The organism is Clostridium chromiireducens (genome assembly GCF_003575225.1).
In the GTDB taxonomy this organism is placed as follows: domain Bacteria; phylum Bacillota; class Clostridia; order Clostridiales; family Clostridiaceae; genus Clostridium; species Clostridium chromiireducens.
In genome coordinates, this window is the sequence record NZ_QXDJ01000013.1 from 1 (window position 1) to 15,093 (window position 15,093).

The window sequence follows — 15,093 nt, forward strand, 5'->3', positions numbered from 1 at the left end:
GCGTTCGTCCTGAGCCAGGATCAAACTCTCAATAAAAAGTTTAATCTTAGCTTACTCAAATAAAGAATTGCTGGTTTACTTAAATGTATTTATATATTCTGTTCAATTTTCAAAGACCAATTTTTCTCACAACATATTGTTGTAACTCACTTTATTTCTTGTCACCCTCAAGCGACTTTCTCAGTATATCACTTGCTTTCGACCCTGTCAACATCTTTTTTCAAAATCTTTTAAAGTCTTTGTTAAAAACTCTTTTATCGATCCATCCAAAATGTTTCATGTCTCTTAGCGACGTATTTCATATTAACATGTTATAATTATAGTGTCAACATTTTTCTTTAAAAACTTATTTTTACCACGATATAACTTTCATTCCTAAAAAAATTGCACTAGTTTTTATGATTTATTTTGTAATTGATAAACAAATCTCACTAATACGAATAGTTAAAATAGGTATTGAAAATTTAAACTACTATTAGTCATTAAATTGTTTCTCCATATATTGATGTTAAAGAGTTCACTCTTTGACGATATATTCAAGGTAACAATTCTGATTGTCTAATTTTTAGTTTAAACTTCAATACCTATTTTATCTTAAACTATTAATATTCTTACTAATATATCAATAATTACTTTATACGCTTTTAATTTCAACACTATTTCTTTTTCTTTATAACTAGTGGATACATAATAGATCCTATAAGAGTCTCTCCAGCTCTTATCTCGCTCCCCTTATCCGCTATTACATTATCTAATACTGCATTTTCACCAATCATACTATTTTGCATTATTATACAATCCTTAAGTTTGGTGTTTTTTCCTATATACACTCTTCTACCTATTATACAGTTTTCAACCGTTCCCTCAATTCGACAACCATTTGCTATTATTGAATTTATAACGTTACTCTTATCTGCATAATGGGTTGGTGCTTCATCCTTGGTTTTAGTATAAATAGGCCTTTCTTCGTTAAAAATTTCTTTGTTAATTTTTCTATTTAAGAATCCTACATTGCTGTCATATAAAGATTTAATAGAATTTATGCAGTCTAAATGACCCTTAAATTCGTATGCCCCAGCAGTCAGAGTATTTAGATTGTTATGAATATATTCTTTAACTTTTCTATACATTCCGCTACTTACACATTCATTTACTATATTAATAAACAATTCTGTTTTCAGTATATACATTTCCATATTAATATTAGCTTTTGGGTTCTTACCTATATTTTCTCCTACACTTATAACAGTTTCCGAATCATCAAAGTTCAGTACTCCGCAATCTCCAAAAGCTTCATCAGCATTATTTACTTTTTTATATACCATTGTAATATCTTTCCCCGTACTCTTATGGTATTCTAATACTTCGTTATAATCTATATTACAAATCATATAGCTTGGTGCTAATAATACATATTCTCTTTTACTATGTGTTAAAAACTGTATATTTTCAGCAAAATTATGAACATCATCATAAACCGGCTCATCATTTCCAAAATTAAAAACTTTTAGTCCATCCTTTTTTCTATTTAGATCCCATGGTCTACCATTTGTTAAGTGGTCTATTAATGATCTTGATTTATTTTTCGTAAATATTCCTATACAATCTATTCCTGAATTTTTCATATTCGACAAAATAAAGTCTATAACTCTATACCTTGCTGCTATTGGAACTGAAGCAAGAGATCTGTTGACAACTAATTCTCCCATTCTGTTTTCATTTTCATCTAGGTTAATTATACCAATACAATTTTTCATTTCTTTCTCCCCCTTAGTACCTATCTAAACAGCTTTATTATTTTCTATAACTGTACCCATTTTCACTTCTTCTTTTGCTGCTATAATAGCAATTTCATCTCCCAAAGAAATTTTACAATCTTTTCTTACAATAGCACCGCTTCCAACTATTGCTTTTTCTATAACTACATTATCTCCAATTTTTGCATCTGTCATAATTATTGAATCACGAACAACTGAATTTTTTCCTATTTGGACACCTTGGAATAATATAGAGTTTTCAACTTGTCCATTAACAATGCATCCTTCAACCACTAACGAGTTAGATATCTTTGCATTTTCACCAATATATTGCGCAGGTCTTACCGGATTAACTGAATATATCTTCCAATTCTCATCATGTAAATCTAGTTCATTATCTTCTTTTATTAAATCCATGTTGGCTTCCCACAAGCTATCAATAGTACCAACATCTTTCCAGTATCCCTTAAATGGATATGCAACCATTTTGCTTCCTTCTCCAAGCATACTCGGAATTATGTTCATTCCAAAGTCATTTTTTGAGCTCTTATCAGCTTCATCTTCCCTCAAGTATTTCTTAAGAGTTTTCCAGTTGAAAATATAAATTCCCATAGATGCCAAGTTATTCTTAGGACTTTTTGGTTTTTCTTCAAATTCATATATGGATAAATCTTCTCTAGTATTCATTATCCCAAAACGAGACGCTTCATCCATTGGAACTTCAATTACTGCTATAGTAGCATCTGCTTGTTTTTCTTTATGAAAATCTAACATTTTTGTATAATCCATTTTATAAATATGGTCTCCTGATAATATTAGTATATATTCCGGATCATATCTATCAACAAATTCTATATTTTGATAAATTGCATTTGCTGTTCCCTTATACCATTCTCCACCTTTTTCTTCTTGATAAGGCGGTAATACATGAACGCCACCGTGAGCCCTATCTAAATCCCATGCCTCACCTATTCCAATATGTGCATTTAATTCTAATGGCTTATATTGAGTTAGCACTCCAACTGTATATATTCCCGAATTTGAACAGTTGCTTAGTGGAAAATCTATAATTCTATATTTTCCTCCAAATGGCACCGCTGGTTTTGCAAGCTTTTTTGTTAATACCCCTAATCTTGATCCTTGTCCACCAGCCAATATCATTGCCACAATTTCGTTTTTACCCATAATATTATCTCCTCTCACATGTTCTTGTTCTCATTAGATAAAATTTTATATTTTATGCTTTTATATTTAATAATATGCTTAACATATTGTTTTCATGTCAATAAGTTTATAGCCTATTATATTATCATTAATTCATTATTACTAAGTTGTAACGTCGTTTTGTGTTATTTTAGATACAGTATATTATACATTCTTTTTACATCTTTTTCCATATAAATATATACTAAAATATTTCGTCAATTTTCTATCTACTTAATCAGGTTCTAACAAGTTAGATTTTACGCAATATCTTAAAATTACGCGGAAAAACAGATATAACACTATTTTTTCCTACAAATTTATATTTTTCACTGACGTCAAATAAATTCGCATAAGTTCCATTCAAATTTATATCATTAATTAATTTATGCTCATTTGAAACATTGACTAAGATTATTATTTTTTCATTTTCATAATTTCTTTCAAATGCAAACACATCTGCCTCTGTTTCAAAGATATATAAATCCCCTTTTTTTAAACCATTTTCACTATTTCTAATGTCTATTATCCTTCGATAAAAATCCTGAATTTCCTTATTCTCTTTTTCCCAAGGATAACTCTTTCTATTATCAGGCTCTTTTCCACCTTTTAATCCTGCCTCGTCCCCGTAATATATCAGTGGCACCCCAGGTAATGTAAACTGAATAACTACAATTAATTTTAATAGTTCTATATTACCATCTAGAACGGTTAAAATCCTTTCAGTATCATTTGTTCCTGCAAGGTTGATATTCCCATAAAAATTTTCTCTTGGATAATTTTCATACAATGACATAATTCTCTGTCTAAACCGACTTGATTTTATATAGCCTTTAGTAAAATTAATTAAACTTTCCCTTAAAGGATAATTAGTTACAGCATGTACTTCCTTACCACTAAAATATTTTCGCCTCTTCGAATAGCTTATTTTATTAGATGCATCTTCCCAAATATCGCCTAATATTACGACATCATTACTAATTTCCTGAGCTTTTTTTCTAATCAACTCTATAAATTCATCTGGTAATTCATCTATCACATCTAATTTCCATCCACTTGCACCTAAGGCTATCCATTTTTTTATAATTGAATTTTCATTTTCAATAATAAAATCAATATACCCCTTTTGCATCGAATCAATGTTTGGTCTTTCGCTTATTCCCCACCATGATTCATATTGAGAAGGATATTTAATAAACTTATACCACTCGTAATATTTAGAATTAGGAGAATTATATGCTCCAATATCGTCATAATTTCCTAATCTATTAAAATATCTACTATCCGAGCTAGTATAGCTTAACACAACATCTAGGATAATTTTAATTCCTTTGCTTTCTGCTGCCCTACATAATTCTTCAAACTCATTGTTTGTACCAAACATTTCATCCACAATATCGTAATCCCCGGTATCATATTTATGACAGCTAGGAGATTTAAATATGGGACTTAGTTGTATAATATTAGCACCCAAGGACTTTATATATTCTAACTTTTTTATAATACCTTTTAGATTCCCCCCATAAAAGTCCCATCTAACAATCCTACCAAAGTTATCTTTAATATACATTGGATTGTCGTTCCATGTTCCATATATAAATGAATTTTCTTTAGGAGAACTTATAGTATTATTATCATTTCCATTATAGAATCTATCTATAAGAATCTGATATATTACTCCTTCTTTATACCAACTAGGTATATGAGATTTTTCATATACCGTTATTTGATACGGCACAGGATTATAAGTATATATTTGGCCGACTCCCCCTAAATGTTCATCGTTGTTTCCATAATATAACCTATCATACCCATCCATCAGAATAAAATAATATTCTAATATTCCCAAAGCATCAGATGTATCAATTTCTGTTGAATATTTGAATTCGCCATTATTTAAATATTCCTTTTCCATCCCCACATTTATTCTGGTACCATCAAACTGAATTAATTCTACTGCTACAATTACCTCTTTATCAACATTAATTGACAGTTTAACCTTTTCACCTACTTCTACAGCTCCGAAGGGCTTCCTAAATTTTATGCTTTGCGAGTCATGTACTACCTGTATACCGTTCATTTGATTACCCTCCTATAGATTCTTATAAATTACCTCAGATCCCCAAATCCCTGTTGCATATTCTTCTATTGTTCTGTCAGATGAGAATATTCCTGAATGAGCTATATTAATTCCACACATTCTCTGCCACTTATTAGCATCTCTATAAAGAGTATCAATTTTATCTTGAGCCTTTAAATACGAATCAAAATCTTGCAAAACAAAAAATTCATCATTATAATTTATTAGATTTTCATAAATGCTTCTAAATTTATCCTTATCGTTATGATATTTTCCATTTACTAAATCATCAATTACTCTCTTTACTCTTATATCACTATTATATATATCAATAGATTTATATCCTCCATTTTGATAATAGTTAAGCACCTCATCTGCAGTTAGCCCAAAAATCACTATATTATCATCTGTAACTTCATCTCTTATTTCAATATTTGCTCCATCTAATGTTGCTACCGTAATAGCCCCATTCATCATGAACTTCATATTTGATGTCCCTGATGCCTCTTTTGTTGTAGTAGAAATTTGCTCACTTACATCTGTTCCAGGAATTATTTGTTCAGCTAAAGACACCCTATAATTTTGAATAAATACCACTTTCATTTTTTCATTTACTCTAGGGTCATTATTCACTTTGTTAGCAACACTATTGATTAATTCTATAGTATTTTTTGCTAGATAATATCCTGGTGCAGCTTTACCTCCAAATATGAAAGTTCTAGGAACCATATCATAATTAGGATTATCAATGAGCCTATTATATAAATCCATTATCCTTAAACAATTAAGAATCTGTCTTTTATAAGCATGTATTCTTTTAACCTGCACATCAAATATAGAATCCGGGTCTACATTTACATTATCGTTTTTTAATATTATATTTGCTAGCTTTTCTTTGTTAAATTTCTTTATTTTCCCTAACTGGTCTAAAATCACTTCATCATATAAATGTCTTTCAAAATTTCTTAAATCAATTGGATGCCTTATAAAACTATCACCAATTGTATCTTTAATTAACTTTGTAAGTTCTGGATTACTTTTCAAAAGCCATCTTCTATGAGTAATTCCATTAGTCTTATTATTAAATTTATTTGGATATAGATAATAAAAATCAGTCATTTCCTTTTTCTTTAATATTTCTGTATGAAGTTTCGCCACTCCATTTACACTGTGACTGCCCACAATAGCTAAATGCGCCATCTTGATTTTATCATCTGCTATTATGGCCATTTTTCTAACTTTCTCCCAATTATCAGGATACTTTAAAAGAATTTCCTTACAATATCTTTTATTTATTTCCTCAACAATCATATATATTCTTGGGAGCAAATTTCTAAACATATCTACCGACCATTTTTCTAAAGCCTCTGATAGTATTGTATGATTAGTATAAGATACTGTATTGGTTGTTATTCTCCACGCAGTTTCCCATTCTAGTCCTTCTTCATCTACTAATATCCTCATGAGTTCTGGTATTGCAAGCGTAGGGTGTGTATCATTTATATGAATTGCTACTTTCTCATCTAATAATTGTATATCCTTACCATGCTTCTTAAAATGTCTTATAATGCTTTGAATTCCTGCAGATACAAAGAAATATTGTTGTTTTAATCTAAGCATCTTACCTTCATAAAATGAATCTTCTGGATATAAAACTTGTGAGATTGATTCAACCGAATTTTTATATTTAATAGCTTGTAGAAAATCTCCTCTGCTAAAAGATGAAAAATCAAATTCATTTGATACAGCTTCTGCGCTCCATAATCTAAGAGTATTTATAATCTCATTTTCATATCCTACAATAGGTGTGTCATACGGAACAGCTAAAACAGGTTCATAGTTTATATGCGTAAAATTTAAACGTCCATTTATCTCACTTACTCTTACTTCCCCGCCAAATTTAACTATTTCAGCTTTTTCAGCTTTTCTCTTTTCCCATACATTTCCTTCCCTTAACCAATCATCAGATACTTCTACTTGCTTTCCGTCTATTATCTTTTGCTCAAAAAATCCATATTTATATCTTATCCCACACCCGTTTCCTGGTATATTTAAAGAAGCCATGGAATCTAAAAAGCATGCTGCTAATCTTCCAAGTCCACCATTTCCCAACCCTTGATCTTGCTCAAGATTTTCTAACTCTTCTAAATCTATATTTAAATCAGATAATGCTTCTTTACATACATCTCTTATACCTATATTTAGCAGTGCATCTCCAAGTAATCTTCCTAATAAAAATTCCATAGAAAAATAATAAACTTGTTTCTCTCCAGTTTTATTATATTTCTTATTTGTTTTAAGCCATGTTCTTGTAACATAATCCCGCACTAGACTCCCCAAAGCATCATACTTTTGTTGTTTAGTTCCTTCTTTTAACTCAATACCATGCATTTCTAAAAACTTATTAACGTAAGCCTTTTTAAATGTCTTTTTATCCATTTCGAGCATTGATATACCCCCTCATCACAGCGCTTCAATCTTTTCCTGCTAATTCTTTATAAAGATTTAGATATATTTGTGCTGATTTATTCCAACTGTTGTCAGAATCCATCGCATTTTTAATAAGATCATTCCACTGTTCCTTATCCTTGTATATCCATAATGCATATTGAATTATATTATATAACTCATCTGCATTATAATTTCGGAAACTAAATCCGTTTCCTTCCCCAGTGTACTCATTATAAGCCGTAACTGTATCTTTTAATCCACCTGTTTCCCTAACTATAGGAATTGAACCATATCGAAGAGCAATTAATTGTCCTAATCCACATGGCTCAAAAAGTGACGGCATTAAAAACATATCACATGCTGCATAAATTTTATTCGCTAACCCATTATCGAATTTAATATTGGCAGATACTTTATTTCCATACCTAAAATCCAACCACTCGAAATGTTCCTCATAATGCTTATCCCCTGTTCCTAGTATAACTAGTTGAACATTTTGTTGTAGTAGTCTATCTGAGATACTTACTAATAAATCCATGCCCTTCTGGCTTGTCAACCTTGTTACCATAGCCAGCATGGGAACATTCTCATCAATAGCTAGTCCTAATTCCTTTTGTAGCTCAGTTTTATTTATTACTTTATCCTCTATAGAGTTTATATCATAATTCTTTTTAATAAATCTATCTGTCTTAGGGTTAAACTCATCGTAATCTATACCATTGGTTATTCCTCGTAATGCATAGGATCTGTCTCTTAATACACCATCTAGTCTTTGACCATATTCAGGTGTTTGTATTTCATATGCGTAACTGTCACTAACAGTAGTTATTATATCAGCGTAATATAGCCCTCCCTTCATATAACTGACACCATCATCGAATTTTAAACATGTATTATCGTAAAGTTCCATATCAAATCCGAATAATTCTGGTAGTATTTGAGGATCAAATACGCCCTGAAATGCTATATTATGAATTGAATATACGCATTTCATTTTCCAATAAAACATATCATTTTTTTTATATTCAAACTGCAACAATACGGGCAGCATTCCTGTTTGCCAGTCATTGCAATGAATTATGTCAGGTTGCCAATCAATTTGTCTAAGCAGATCTAATACAGCTCTATCAAAGAATGCGAATCTCTCTCCATCATCATAGAATCCATAGCTCCCATCTCTTTTAAAGTATCCTTCATTATCTAAAAGATAATATGTCACTCCATTATATAAACATTCCCATACTCCACAAAACTGTTCTCTCCAACCAACTCTCACATTGAACCATTTAACAAATCTTAATTTATCTCTTACTTCCCAACTTATTTCTTTATACTTCGGTATAACAACTCTCACATCTGTATTTTTTTGTGCAAGTGCTTTTGGTAATGCTCCCGCAACATCTCCAAGCCCCCCGGTTTTAATAAACGGACTTGCCTCAGATGATACAAATAAAACTCTCATTCTTTATCCCCCTTAGCCTAAAAACAACATTTTAATATTATCTAATACTTCATGAAATCCTAATCTCATATTATTTTTAATTTATATCATCTTAATTTTCCTCGACTATCACTTCTTCAGCGATGTTTATTTCTTGCTCCATATTAAGGTCATTTACTTTCAGTATTAATGTTGCCATTGGTGGAACTTTTATTTTTAACGAATATGGCTGATTGTGGAAAGGGCATTTCTCAGCTAATAATACTTCTCCGATTGTTTGCCCTGATCCACCATATTTACTATCATCTGTGTTGAATGCTTCTTCATAGCTTCCATAAAACGGTACTCCTATTGCATAATCATAGTATACTACAGATGTAAAATTAATTATGAAAATTAATGTATCATTATCATTTCTGCTTCTTCTGGTAAAGATTAATATACTCTGCTCATTATTGTCTGCCTCTATCCAGTTAAAGCCTCTATAATCATGATCAAGTTCCCAAAAAGCTTTATTATTAAGATACAAATGATTTAAGTCTTTAAAGAAAATTTGTGTTTTCTTGTTAATCTCCAAATCATCTAATAAATTCCATTCTAATTGAGAATATTCTCTCCACTCGATTGTTTGTGCGAATTCACATCCCATGAACAGCAATTTCTTTCCTGGATGCCCCATCATGTAACCAACAAATGCTCTGAGGCCTGCAAACTTATTCCACTCATCTCCCCACATTTTCTCCACCAATGATTTCTTTCCATGAACAACTTCATCGTGTGAAAGAGGTAATAAATAGTTCTCAGCATAAGTGTACATCATAGCGAATGTTATATTTTTATGATTATTCTTCCTATATTTAGGATCTATCTGGACATATTCTAATGTGTCATTCATCCATCCCATGTTCCATTTCATATTGAAACCTAGTCCATCATATGCAGGCGGCTTTGTTACATTTGGCCACGCAGTTGATTCCTCTGCTATCATAAGTGCTGTTGGATATTCTTCAAAAACAGCTCTATTTAACTCCTTTATGAATTCAATAGCTTCTAAATTTCCATTTCCACCATACTTATTAGGCAACCATTCTCCCTGTGACCTACTATAATCTAGATACAGTATACTAGATACAGCATCTACCCTTAATCCATCAATGTGAAATTCTCTATACCAATATAACGCATTTGATATTAAGTAACTCTTTACTTCCGATCTACCTAAATCAAAATTACAAGTTCCCCAACCTTTATTTTCTGCTCTCCATTCTTCTTGATATTCATATGTTGGTGTGCCATCAAATTTATATAAGCCATGAGCATCTTTGCAGAAGTGACCCGGCACCCAATCCATTATTACTCCTATATCTGACTCATGTAATTTATTTATTAGCTTCTTAAGACCTTCAAGATCACCATATCTGCTTGTTGGTGAATAATATCCAGTTCCTTGATATCCCCATGAAGCATCTAACGGATGTTCAACCAGTGGCATAATCTCTACATGTGTATATCCCATCTCTTTAATGTAACTAGATAATTCTTCCCCAATCTCCTCATATGTTAGAAAACTACCATCATTATTAGTCTTCCAAGATCCTAAATGAATTTCATATATATTTAATGGTTGTTCCAAAACATTAATTCTATCTCTTTTTTCTATCCATTCTTCATCATTCCAAGTAAAATCCTTAGGAGCATATATTATAGATGCATTATTAGGTCTTAATTCAGTTTTTATTGCATATGGATCAGATTTGTATTCACCTTTTTCACCGTTGCTTTCCACTATGCAGTATTTATACTTATCCCCAACTTTAGGTTTTATAAAGAATCCCTTCCATAAACCATTTTCGGTTATCTTTTCTAACTTGTACTCTTCTTTCACTTCAAAATCAGTAAAATCCCCAACAACATACACGTCTTTAGCATTAGGAGCCCAAGTCGAAAATTGCACTCCCTTTTTTCTTTTTTCAGTCCTAATATGCGCGCCTAAAATATTATAAGCATCATAATTCTTACCTTGATGGAATAAATATGTGTTAAAGTTTGTTATTTCAGATTTATCCAATTTTTCAACAACCTTTTTAACTGTATTTTTGACTTGTCCTGTTTTAGATTGTGTTTTACCTAGATTTAAATTAGATGATTTATCTTTACTTTCGGTTATTTTTGATGATAATTCTTTTTTTCCTGAACTTTTCTTAATCTCTCCTGCTTCTAATATATTGTCCTTCTCACTAATTTTAGTTGAAGCTCTCGATTTTGAAGATGTCTTTTTCAAGATTCCTGCTTTCGATTTATGATGTGATTTTTTATGACCTGATTTCTCCTCAACTTTACCATTAACTATTTGTTCGTTTTTTCCCTCATCTATTATTATGCCCTTCTCACTTAATTCGCTCTCTTGTATTTCTAAATCACTTTTTTTATTTAATTCAACAGGAGTTTTAACATTAGCTTCGGTACCTCTTTTTGTACTAGATTTCTTTGTCTTTACTTTAGACTTTGTTTTAATTCTATCATCTTTTTCATTGTCAACAATATTTTTTTCCTTGATTTCAAGTTTAATTTCATCTTCATTAATTGTTGATTCTTTTTTCTCCTTTATATCAGTTTTCTTTTGTGTATTTCTCTTACCCCTTACAGTTCTTTCTTTTTTAACAACTGAAGATACTTTATCGTCAATTATTTCATTATCTTGTTTCTCTATATCATCTATATTTTGCCTAGTGACTAACTCCTCTTTTTCATTGGACTTATCTCTCTTAGAGTTACTTTGCATTAAACCATACCCCCCATTCATATTTCTCTATCCCTCTCATAATCGCCAAGTGAATCTTACTTTAGCTTATATCCTCAGTACATATCCGTTATTTCATCCCCAAAGAAATGGAGTATCACGGATGCTAGCCATCGGATAAATTTTGAATACTTATACTTTTCTTTTATTATATATATCTATCTTACCAAATTCTGTAGTATATTTCACTTATTTTTCTATTTTTTTTATTAAAATTATTAACTCATTTAACTTTTTTTGTTTATTTGTGTATAGATATTCAGCTATAATGCATAAAGTTTCTATGTACTTTTTTGTAATAATAAACTTATCTACAATGTAAGTTTAAGACTTATTAGTTACTTAATTGTTTACAAAAATAAAAAAAAGAGATAACTTAATTTAAATTATCTCTTTTTTATTTATATTTTATTAGTTTATATTCAAGTAAAAATTTTTTCTCATATAATAATAAATTATATATATTAACATCAATTTTTATTATTAGTTTATTAAATTTTAGATATCTAATAAAAATAAAAAAGATAGTCATTACAACTATCTTTTAAGTTACCTCGCAACGTCCTACTCTGCCACACAGTCGCCCGTGCAGTACCATCGGCGCTATAGACCTTAACTTTCCTGTTCGGAATGGGAAGGAGTGTTACCTCTATGCCATCATCACGAGATGCTTGTTCATTCCAAATCTATGATTTGGTCTAATGAACTGTACTCCTCAACTACGTTGAGTGAGTTTCCTTTGAAAGCTTTGTTCTTTCAAAATTGCACATAGTTTTTTTAATGTATTACAACTTGATTATTTATTGGTCAAGCCCTCGACCTATTAGTATCAGTCAGCTAAATATGTTACCATACTTACACCTCTGACCTATCAACCTTGTAGTCTTCAAGGGGTCTTACTAGCTTACGCTATGGGAAATCTAATCTTGAGGTGGGCTTCACACTTAGATGCTTTCAGCGTTTATCCCTTCCCGACTTAGCTACCCAGCTATGCTTCTGGCGAAACAACTGGTACACCATAGGTCAGTCCATCCCGGTCCTCTCGTACTAAGGACAGCTCCTCTCAAATTTCCTACGCCCGCGACGGATAGGGACCGAACTGTCTCACGACGTTCTGAACCCAGCTCGCGTGCCGCTTTAATGGGCGAACAGCCCAACCCTTGGGACCTACTTCAGCCCCAGGATGCGACGAGCCGACATCGAGGTGCCAAACCTCCCCGTCGATGTGAACTCTTGGGGGAGATCAGCCTGTTATCCCCGAGGTAGCTTTTATCCGTTGAGCGATGGCCCTCCCACGAGGTACCACCGGATCACTAAGCCCGACTTTCGTCCCTGCTCCACTTGTAGGTGTCGCAGTCAGGCTCCCTTCTGCCTTTGCACTCTTCGAACGATTTCCGACCGTTCTGAGGGAACCTTTGGGCGCCTCCGTTACATTTTAGGAGGCGACCGCCCCAGTCAAACTGCCCACCTAACAATGTCCTGTCACCAGTTTCATGGCATCCAGTTAGAACTTCAATACTATCAGGGTGGTATCCCAACAACGACTCCACTAAGGCTGACGCCCTAGTTTCCCAGTCTCCCACCTATCCTGTACAGACAATACCGAAATTCAATGCTAAGCTACAGTAAAGCTCTACGGGGTCTTTCCGTCCAATCGCGGGTAGCGAGCATCTTCACTCGCACTACAACTTCGCCGGATTTGCAGTTGAGACAGTGCACAAGTCATTACGCCATTCGTGCGGGTCAGAACTTACCTGACAAGGAATTTCGCTACCTTAGGACCGTTATAGTTACGGCCGCCGTTTACTGGGGCTTAAGTTCACACCTTCGCGTTACCACTAAGTGTTCCCCTTAACCTTCCAGCACCGGGCAGGCGTCAGCCCCTATACATCAGCTTTCGCTTTAGCAGAGACCTGTGTTTTTGTTAAACAGTTGCTTGTGCCTATTCTCTGCGGCCTGATTTCTCAGGCACCCCTTCTCCCGAAGTTACGGGGTCAATTTGCCTAGTTCCTTAACTGCAATTCTTCCGTCGGCCTTAGGATTCTCTCCTCATCTACCTGTGTCGGTTTGCGGTACGGGCACTACTTCTCTCTCTAGATGCTTTTCTTGGAAGCATGAAATCAGATACTTCGGTTCCGTAGAACCTTCCCCATCACGCCTCAGAATTGCCAGAGCGGATTTGCCTACTCTGACTCCCTTAACGCTTAGACCAGCATCCAATAGCTGGCACATCCTATCCTTCTCCGTCACACCATCGATAATAACGATTATAGTGGTATTGGAATATCAACCAATTGTCCATCGACTACGCCTTTCGGCCTCGCCTTAGGTCCCGACTAACCCTGAGAAGACAAACTTTACTCAGGAAACCTTAGATATTCGGCCTGTAGGATTCTCGCCTACATCTCGCTACTAATGCCAACATTCTCACTCGTAATCAGTCCACCGCTCCTTACGGTACGACTTCAGCCCGATTACGACGCTCCTCTACCGCTCACACATAAGTGTGAACCCGTAGCTTCGGTGGTAAGTTTGAGCCCCGGACATTTTCGGCGCAGGATCTCTTGACTAGTGAGCTATTACGCACTCTTTTAATGAGTGGCTGCTTCTAAGCCAACATCCTAGTTGTCTTAGAAATCCCACATCCTTTTCCACTTAACTTACACTTTGGGACCTTAGCTGACGATCTGGGCTGTTTCCCTTTTGACCATGGAACTTATCTTTCACAGTCTGACTGCCGGACTGATAGTATATGGCATTCGGAGTTTGATAAGGTTCGGTAAGCGCTATGCCCCCTAGCCTATTCAGTGCTCTACCTCCACTACTCACATTTTCCGACGCTAGCCCTAAAGCTATTTCGAGGAGAACCAGCTATATCCGAGTTCGATTGGAATTTCTCCGCTATCCACAGCTCATCCCATGCTTTTTCAACAGCAACGTGGTTCGGTCCTCCACGAGGTTTTACCCTCGCTTCAACCTGGCCATGGATAGGTCACCCGGTTTCGGGTCTACAGCATGCAACTAGTCGCCCTATTAAGACTCGGTTTCCCTTCGGCTCCGTACCTTAAGTACTTAACCTTGCTACATACCGTAACTCGTTGGCTCGTTCTACAAAAAGCACATCATCACACACATAAGGTGCTTTGATCGGTTGTAGGCACATGGTTTCAGGTTCTATTTCACTCCCCTCCCGGGGTTCTTTTCACCTTTCCCTCACGGTACTGCTTCACTATCGGTCATCAGGTAGTATTTAGCCTTGGGAGGTGGTCCTCCCTGCTTCCCACAAGGTTTCACGTGTCTCGTGGTACTCTGGTGCAGAACTGATTATCATAGTTTTCACTTACGGGACTATTACCCCCTA

Annotated in this window: 6 protein-coding genes and 2 rRNA genes; all 8 read right to left on the minus strand. The window is 33.9% G+C overall.

Annotated features, from left to right (window positions below; genetic code table 11):
- Positions 1–656 precede the first annotated feature (656 nt).
- On the minus strand, positions 657–1,757 hold the full coding sequence (gene glgD, locus D2A34_RS26325) for a glucose-1-phosphate adenylyltransferase subunit GlgD (protein ID WP_079442107.1): 1,101 nt from the start codon (positions 1,755–1,757) through the stop codon (positions 657–659).
- 24 nt (positions 1,758–1,781) lie between these two features.
- The gene (locus D2A34_RS26330) at positions 1,782–2,942 is read right to left on the minus strand and encodes a glucose-1-phosphate adenylyltransferase (protein WP_079442106.1); all 1,161 of its coding nucleotides are present in this window, start codon (positions 2,940–2,942) and stop codon (positions 1,782–1,784) included.
- A 271-nt stretch (positions 2,943–3,213) separates the two neighbouring features.
- Positions 3,214–5,040 (minus strand): glycoside hydrolase family 13 protein, encoded by a 1,827-nt coding sequence (locus D2A34_RS26335; RefSeq protein ID WP_119368349.1) that lies wholly within the window; start codon positions 5,038–5,040, stop codon positions 3,214–3,216.
- 12 nt (positions 5,041–5,052) lie between these two features.
- Positions 5,053–7,488 (minus strand): glycogen/starch/alpha-glucan phosphorylase, encoded by a 2,436-nt coding sequence (locus D2A34_RS26340; protein ID WP_079442104.1) that lies wholly within the window; start codon positions 7,486–7,488, stop codon positions 5,053–5,055.
- Between the two features lie 25 nt (positions 7,489–7,513).
- Positions 7,514–8,953 (minus strand): glycogen synthase GlgA, encoded by a 1,440-nt coding sequence (glgA, locus tag D2A34_RS26345; RefSeq protein WP_079442103.1) that lies wholly within the window; start codon positions 8,951–8,953, stop codon positions 7,514–7,516.
- Positions 8,954–9,044: 91 nt separating this feature from the next.
- A complete protein-coding gene (gene glgB, locus D2A34_RS26350) occupies positions 9,045–11,714 on the minus strand; it encodes a 1,4-alpha-glucan branching protein GlgB (protein ID WP_119368350.1) in 2,670 nt (889 codons plus the stop codon).
- A 569-nt stretch (positions 11,715–12,283) separates the two neighbouring features.
- Positions 12,284–12,400: ribosomal RNA gene (gene rrf / locus D2A34_RS26355) — 5S ribosomal RNA — on the minus strand.
- A 135-nt stretch (positions 12,401–12,535) separates the two neighbouring features.
- Positions 12,536–15,093: ribosomal RNA gene (locus tag D2A34_RS26360) — 23S ribosomal RNA — on the minus strand; the annotation flags it as partial.

Bases quoted from the DNA above. Each gene is read 5' to 3' on its own strand.
- D2A34_RS26330 (WP_079442106.1), bottom strand. From the start codon at position 2,942: ATGGGTAAAAACGAAATTGTGGCAATGATATTGGCTGGTGGACAAGGA.
- glgD (WP_079442107.1), bottom strand. From the start codon at position 1,757: ATGAAAAATTGTATTGGTATAATTAACCTAGATGAAAATGAAAACAGA.
- D2A34_RS26340 (WP_079442104.1), bottom strand. From the start codon at position 7,488: ATGCTCGAAATGGATAAAAAGACATTTAAAAAGGCTTACGTTAATAAG.
- D2A34_RS26335 (WP_119368349.1), bottom strand. From the start codon at position 5,040: ATGAACGGTATACAGGTAGTACATGACTCGCAAAGCATAAAATTTAGG.
- glgA (WP_079442103.1), bottom strand. From the start codon at position 8,953: ATGAGAGTTTTATTTGTATCATCTGAGGCAAGTCCGTTTATTAAAACC.
- glgB (WP_119368350.1), bottom strand. From the start codon at position 11,714: ATGCAAAGTAACTCTAAGAGAGATAAGTCCAATGAAAAAGAGGAGTTA.